At 64.9% G+C, this 5924-nt stretch carries 10 protein-coding genes; all 10 read right to left on the bottom strand.

Annotated elements, in window-relative coordinates:
* Window positions 1-111 (bottom strand): nucleoside monophosphate kinase (locus MJ783_RS12385; RefSeq protein WP_239310566.1); only part of this gene is annotated, 111 nt, incomplete at its 3' end.
* Entirely contained in the window at window positions 111-1403 is a 1293-nt protein-coding gene (gene secY / locus MJ783_RS12380) for a preprotein translocase subunit SecY (protein ID WP_239310563.1), read from the bottom strand. The genes MJ783_RS12385 and secY, both read right to left, overlap by 1 nt.
* A 514-nt stretch (window positions 1404-1917) precedes the next feature.
* Window positions 1918-2412, bottom strand: coding sequence for a 50S ribosomal protein L15 (rplO, locus tag MJ783_RS12375; protein WP_239310562.1), 495 nt, complete (start codon window positions 2410-2412; stop codon window positions 1918-1920).
* A complete protein-coding gene (gene rpmD / locus MJ783_RS12370; protein WP_239310565.1) occupies window positions 2409-2594 on the bottom strand; it encodes a 50S ribosomal protein L30 in 186 nt (61 codons plus the stop codon). The genes rplO and rpmD overlap by 4 nt, the downstream gene beginning before the upstream one ends.
* Window positions 2594-3202, bottom strand: a complete 609-nt coding sequence (rpsE, locus tag MJ783_RS12365) for a 30S ribosomal protein S5 (RefSeq protein ID WP_239310561.1) — start codon at window positions 3200-3202, stop codon at window positions 2594-2596. Before rpsE ends, rpmD begins: the two co-directional genes overlap by 1 nt.
* A 115-nt stretch (window positions 3203-3317) precedes the next feature.
* Complete coding sequence (gene rplR, locus MJ783_RS12360) at window positions 3318-3686, bottom strand: 50S ribosomal protein L18 (RefSeq protein WP_239310560.1); 369 nt, start codon at window positions 3684-3686, stop codon at window positions 3318-3320.
* Between the two features lie 11 nt (window positions 3687-3697).
* A complete protein-coding gene (gene rplF, locus MJ783_RS12355; protein ID WP_239310559.1) occupies window positions 3698-4234 on the bottom strand; it encodes a 50S ribosomal protein L6 in 537 nt (178 codons plus the stop codon).
* 12 nt (window positions 4235-4246) lie between these two features.
* Window positions 4247-4654, bottom strand: a complete 408-nt coding sequence (rpsH, locus tag MJ783_RS12350; protein WP_239310558.1) for a 30S ribosomal protein S8 — start codon at window positions 4652-4654, stop codon at window positions 4247-4249.
* A 210-nt stretch (window positions 4655-4864) separates the two neighbouring features.
* Entirely contained in the window at window positions 4865-5050 is a 186-nt protein-coding gene (locus MJ783_RS12345) for a type Z 30S ribosomal protein S14 (protein ID WP_239310557.1), read from the bottom strand.
* Between the two features lie 70 nt (window positions 5051-5120).
* Window positions 5121-5690 (bottom strand): 50S ribosomal protein L5, encoded by a 570-nt coding sequence (rplE, locus tag MJ783_RS12340; protein ID WP_239310556.1) that lies wholly within the window; start codon window positions 5688-5690, stop codon window positions 5121-5123.
* Window positions 5691-5924 lie beyond the last annotated feature (234 nt).

Raw genomic sequence — 5924 nt, 5'->3', positions numbered from 1 at the left:
CGCCCGGAAGATGTCTCCCGTCGAGATCTTGGGGATCAACCGTGCCTGGGCGATGAACGCGGCCTGGGTGCCCTTACCAGCGCCCGGTGGTCCGACCAGTACGAGGCGCACTACCGCAGAAAACCTTCGTAGTTGCGGAGCATGAGCTGGCTCTCGATCTGTTTCACGGTTTCCAGCCCCACCCCCACAATGATCAGTACCGAAGTGCCGGCGAAGGGAAACGGCTGCTGTTTGGTGAGATTGAGCAGCGCAAGTGGCAGGACCGTGATGACGCCAAGGAAGAGCGAGCCCGGGAGAGTGATCCGCGACAGCACCCGGTCGAGATACTCAGCGGTCGGACGGCCGGGCCTGATCCCAGGGATGAAACCGCCGTACTTCTTCATGTTGTCCGCCACCTCGGTCGGGTTGAAAGTGATGGCCACATAGAAGTAGGTGAAGAAAATGATCAGTCCGGCATAGATAATCAGATACAGCGGGTGGTCACCACGCGCCAGGTAGCGCTGCTCAAAGTCCTGGAAGGTCTTGTTACTCCAGACCTGCCCGAGCAGCTGTGGAAGCTGGAGCAGGGATGAGGCGAAGATCACGGGAATAACCCCCGCCTGGTTCACCTTGATCGGCAGGTAGGTCGAGGTGCCGCCGTACATCCGGCGGCCGATCAGCCGCTTGGCATACTGCACCGGGATCCGCCGCTGCGACTGCTCCACGAACACCACGAACACCACGATCGCCAGACCCAGCAGACAGATGAGGGTGAAGACGACGCCGCCGGCGACCTGGAGGATCCGGGTCCCCTGAGACGGCAGCGCGGCCGCGATCGAGGTGAAAATCAACAGTGACATGCCGTTACCAACACCACGAGCAGTGATCAACTCGCCGAGCCACATGATCACAGCGGTTCCCGCGGTCATGGTGATAACGATGACCGCGATACGGAAGAGGCTGGTGTCGGGGATGATCGGCGCGGAACAACCGGGGAAGAGGTTGCCACTGCGGGCGAGCGCGACGATACCCGTCGCCTGCAGAACCCCCAGGGAGATGGTCAGATAACGGGTGTACTGCGTGAGCTTCTGCTCGCCGGAGGCGCCTTCCTTCTTCAGCTGCTCGAGGCGCGGAATGACCACGACCAGCAACTGGATGATGATGCTCGCCGTGATGTACGGCATGATCCCCAGGGCGAAGATGGAGAGCTGAAGAAGAGCGCCACCGCTGAAAAGGTTGATCAACGAGTAGACGTTCCGGCTGTCGGCGCTCGCGGAGGACAGGCACTGGTTGATCGCGCCGGTTGAGATCCCCGGCGATGGCAGCACGCTACCCATCCGGAACAGAACGATGATCCCGAACGTAAAGAGCAGCTTCTTACGCAGGTCGGGCGTGCGGAAGGCCCGTGTGAAGGCGGTGAGCACGACTCCTCCTGCTGATCGTCACGGCAAACCCACTCGGTGGACGACTGTCCTGGCCGAACATAGGACCGGCGGTGCGCGGTGTGCCGACTGTAACAGTAGAGACGGTCCACTCGTCCCGACATGGACCGGCGACAACGCCGAGCGCGCCTGGGTCACGGCCAGGCCCAGAGTCGGCATAGCGGTCGGCCGCCTCCGGGATCAGGGGCATGGAGACATGGCTCATGACTTTTTGGCGTATTCGGAACAGAGCTGATCTATCCTTGCAAAGCCTCCGCGCGGACGCAACCGATACAGAAAGGATCATTCTGGCGGTCACGCCGGGCGGCACGATGAAGAGCGCCCGGCAGAACCGTCTCCGGCGGCACGGGACATGACGGCCAAATCATCATCCCGGCCATCCCGGGTGAACGCCGCTGGATGCCGGGCATCCGGCGCGAAACACAGCGCCGGATGGGAAAACAGCCCCGCGCCGCCCGGGTGCCCGGCAGCCGCCTGAACCGGCGGCAGCGGTGCCTCAGAGCTCGACGACGCTGCCGCCGACAGCAAGAATCTTCTCCCGGGCCGTGGTCGAGAAGGCGTGAGCGCTCACGTTCAGCGCCACTGCGATCTCCCCATCGCCCAGGACCTTCACGAGCGCGTTACGGCGTACCGCACCGGCGCCCACCAGATCGTTCACACCGATCTCACCACCGGCTGGGAACAGCTCGGCGAGAGTGGCGACATTCACAACCTGGTACTCCTTGCGGAAGCGGTTCTTGAACCCCTTGAGCTTGGGCACGCGCATGTGCAACGGCATCTGGCCGCCCTCGAAACGGGCCGGAACCTGCTTGCGCGCCTTCGAGCCCTTCGTACCGCGACCGGCGGTCTTGCCCTTGGAGCCCTCGCCCCGGCCGACACGGGTCTTGGCCTTGTGCGCACCCGCCGCGGGCCTGAGGTGGTGGACCTTGAGACCACGACCGCGGGCAGCGTCAGCCGTCCCCGGCTCGGAGGCCTTGGTCAGGCTGCTCATTCATGCACCTCCTCGACCTTGACGAGATGGGTCACAGTCGCAATCATCCCACGTATTTCCGGGCGGTCATCACGAACAGTGGTGGCTCTGATCCGGCGAAGCCCAAGAGTCCGCAGGGTCTCCCGCTGATTGCGCGTCCCACCGATTTCGGAGCGAATCTGGGTGATCTTCAGACGAGCCATCACACACCGACCCCGGCCGCCCGCGCCCGCAGCATCGCGGGCGGCGCGACATCCTCGATCGGCAGGCCGCGGCGTGCCGCGATCTCCTCGGGACGCATGAGGCCCCGCAGCGCCGAGACGGTGGCGTGCACGATGTTGATGGGATTCGACGAGCCCAGCGACTTCGACAGGACATCGTGAACACCCGCGCACTCCAGCACCGCGCGCACTGGTCCACCCGCGATGACACCGGTACCCGGTGATGCCGGCTTGAGCAGCACGACTCCGGCCGCGGCCTCGCCCTGAATCGGGTGCGGGATCGTCGAGCCGATCCGCGGCACCTTGAAGAAGTGCTTCTTGGCCTCTTCCACACCCTTGGCGATGGCGGCCGGCACCTCTTTGGCCTTGCCGTAACCCACACCGACGGTGCCGTCCGCGTCACCGACAACGACGAGGGCCGTAAAGCTGAACCGCCGACCGCCCTTGACGACCTTCGCCACCCGGTTGATGGCGACCACTCGCTCGATGTAGGCGTTCTTGTCCTGCGCCGGACCGCCGCCCTGGCGGTCGCGGCGTTCCCGACGGTCAGAGCCGCCGGAGCCGCCTCCGCGGCGCTGCTGGCCTGGCATCAGTAAATCTCCCTGTTTAGAGGGCCAAAGGCGACGCGATCACAATGTTCGCGCGCCGCCAGCGGCCGAAATCCCAGCGGCACTGTTGATCTTCCGCACGTCCTACGGCAAGGCATCAGAACTCGAGCCCGCCTTCCCTGGCGGCGTCCGCGAGCGCCGCTATCCGGCCATGGTAGGTCCGACCACCACGATCGAACACCACCGCGCCTATTCCCGCTTGCCGGGCGCGTTCGGCGACAAGCTGCCCGACGGCCTTCGCCTGTGCGGTCTTGTCACCCTCCGCGGTGCGCAGCGACGCGTCCAGCGTGGATGCCGAAACGAGCGTGTGGCCGGCGATGTCGTCGATGACCTGGGCGTAGATGTGACGAGCCGAGCGGGTGACCACGAGGCGCGGGCGGGCGGATGTACCCGTGATCTTCTTGCGAATCCGCACGTGCCGGCGAAGCTTCGCCGAACGCCGCTGGGCGCTGACACTGACAGCCATGATCCGTTCCCCTACTTCCCGGACTTGCCGACCTTGCGGCGGACGACCTCGCCCTGATACCGCACACCCTTGCCCTTGTACGGATCTGGCTTGCGGAGCCGGCGGATCTTGGCTGCCACCTCGCCGACCTGCTGCTTGTCGATCCCGTGGACGACAAAGCGCGTCGGTGTCTGCACCTCGAACCGGATGCCCTCCGGCGCCTTCACCGCGACCGGGTGACTGAAGCCGAGCGCGAACTCCAGGTCCGAGCCCTTGGCCTGAACGCGGTAACCGACACCAACGATCTCAAGTGTCTTCGAGTATCCGGTGGTGACTCCGGTGACCATGTTCGCCACCAGCGACCGGGTCAGGCCGTGCAGCGCCCGGGAACGGCGTTCGTCGTCCGGACGAATGACGAGCAGCTGACCATCCTGCGCACTGACGGTGATCGGTTCCACCACGGAATGGCTGAGAGTCCCCTTGGGGCCCTTGATGACGATCTCTGGGCCGTCCAGGGAGACATCCACGCCGCTGGGCACCGAGATCGGCAGGCGTCCGATGCGTGACATCGTGCGGCCCCCTTACCAGACGTAGGCGAGGACTTCCCCGCCTACCCTGCGCTTGTTGGCCTGTTTGTCGGTCAGCAGGCCCGATGACGTGGAAATGATCGCCACACCAAGACCGCCGAGCACCTTGGGCAGGTTGGTCGCCTTTGCGTAGACCCGCAGGCCCGGCTTGCTGATGCGCTTCACCCCGGCGATGGAGCGCTCCCGGTTCGGGCCGTACTTCAGCTCCACGACGAGGGACGCGCCGACGTCGCCGTCCGGCGGCTCCTCGACGTGCCATCCGGCGATGTAACCCTCCTGCTGGAGGATCTCCGCAATATGCGTTTTGATCTTGCTGTTCGGCATCACCACCTGATCGTGGTATGCACGGTTGGCATTACGGACACGGGTCAGCATGTCCGCAATCGGATCTGTCATCGTCATGGGGCTGAAGCCTTCCTCGCGACGGTTCCCCGCAGCTGTCGAGCCGGGGCCTGCCGCGAACGGGTGGGTAGTGTGCGCCGGCCGCTGGCGGGCGTGGACGTCCTGCGCCCCGTCCCGCTACCGGTAGGTCGTGCTACCAACGGCTGGCCGCCGATGGCGCGAAAAGAGCAACACACGCGCCGCCGCCGACCACAATGCGAAAATCTTTCACTACCACGAGCTCTTGGTGATCCCGGGAAGCTCGCCGCGGTGCGCCATCTGCCGCAGGCACACCCGGCACAGGCCGAACGCCCGGTAGACCGACCGCGGCCGGCCGCAGCGCTGGCAACGGGTGTAGCCCCGCACACCGAACTTCGGCTTGCGGATCGCCTTTTCAATCAGTGCCTTCTTCGCCATCTGCCTGCCATGCCTTCTCTCTGGCCGCCGGTGGTGTGCCCACGGAGTACAGTCACACCGCCGGTGGCCGTCAGTTCTCCCGGAAGGGGAAGCCCAGCGCGCGCAACAGCGCACGGCCCTCGTCATCGGTCGTGGCGGTCGTGACGACCGTGATGTCCATTCCCCGGACCCGGTCGATACGGTCTATATCGATCTCATGAAAGATCGACTGTTCGATCACGCCGAAGGTGTAGTTACCCGAGCCATCGAACTGTTTCGGGGACAGCCCGCGGAAGTCACGGATACGCGGGAGCGCGACCGAGACAAGGCGGTCCAGAAACTCCCACATCCGATCGCCACGCAGGGTCACCTTAGCGCCGATAGGCATGCCCTCCCGCAGCTTGAACTGCGCGATGGACTTCTTCGCCCGGCGAACGGCGGGCTTCTGGCCGGTGATCGCCGTGAGGTCCCGCAGCGCGCCATCGATGAGTTTCGCGTCCCGGGCCGCGTCGCCAACGCCCATGTTGACCACGACCTTGACCACGGTCGGGATCTGCATCACGTTCGCGTAGTGGAACTGTTCGCGCAAGCCTGACGCGATCTCCTCGCGATACCGCAGCTTGAGCCGTGGCAGCGGACGGGATTCGATGCTAGTAGTCATCTCTCGTTTCCTTGCAGCCTCTGCCCAACGGACGGCGATCCACACGGCGATCCGGCCAGGGCGTGTCTGATGGATGTTGGTCGATGTGGGCGATGATCAAGAAAGTGGCCCGCGAGGCGGAGGAGGCCCGGATAGCGGTGTCCTATCCGGACCGACGACAACACAGCGGGACGCTTTCTGGGCATTGATCCGCGCGATCGAAGATCCATCAGACACGCCCCAGGCCGCGGGAGG

It is taken from the genome of Protofrankia sp. Cj3, from assembly GCF_917627355.1.
Taxonomy (GTDB): Bacteria; Actinomycetota; Actinomycetes; order Frankiales; family Frankiaceae; genus Protofrankia.
This window is presented reverse-complemented; position numbering and strand designations above follow the sequence as displayed.